Annotated in this window: 1 protein-coding gene and 1 pseudogene; both read left to right on the top strand. The window is 47.6% G+C overall.

The window, feature by feature from the left end:
- On the top strand, positions 1-437 hold a 437-nt coding region (locus ACWHAR_RS31635; protein ID WP_452088998.1), incomplete at its 5' end, for a RuBisCO large subunit C-terminal-like domain-containing protein.
- Positions 434-529 (top strand): annotated as a pseudogene (mtnX, locus tag ACWHAR_RS31630) (2-hydroxy-3-keto-5-methylthiopentenyl-1-phosphate phosphatase); the annotation flags it as partial. The gene ACWHAR_RS31635 and the pseudogene mtnX, both read left to right, overlap by 4 nt.

Raw genomic sequence — 529 nt, 5'->3', positions numbered from 1 at the left:
TGAGCGGAGCGTTTACGTCTTCTCCGTTTTACGGTTTTTCTCACGCTCTTTTACTCGGAAAATTAAATCGATATTGCGGTGCTGACTTCAGCCTCTTTCCGTCTCCATATGGTTCGGTTGCGCTTCCAAGAGCAGACGCACTGGCGATCCATGAAGAATGTGTGAGAGAGGATGCTTTTAACCAAACATTTGCGGTTCCGTCAGCAGGCATTCATCGCGGCATGGTTCCGCTATTAATGCGTGATTTCGGCATAGACCACATTATTAACGCCGGAGGAGGCGTACATGGACATCCGAACGGTGCCCAAGGCGGGGGGCGAGCGTTCAGAGCCATTATTGATGCGGTCCTAGAGGCCCAGCCGATTGATGAAAAAGCCGAACAATGCAAGGATCTTAAGCTTGCGCTAGATAAATGGGGAAAGGTTGAAGCCGTATGACGACTCGAAAACCTTTTGTTATTTGTGATTTTGACGGAACAATCACGATGAACGACAACATTATAAATATCATGAAAACATTTGCTCCCCCA

The sequence above is a fragment of the Bacillus sp. LR--39 genome (assembly GCF_053613335.1).
Note: the sequence above shows the minus strand (reverse complement) of the source record. Positions and strands in the feature narration are given on the sequence as shown.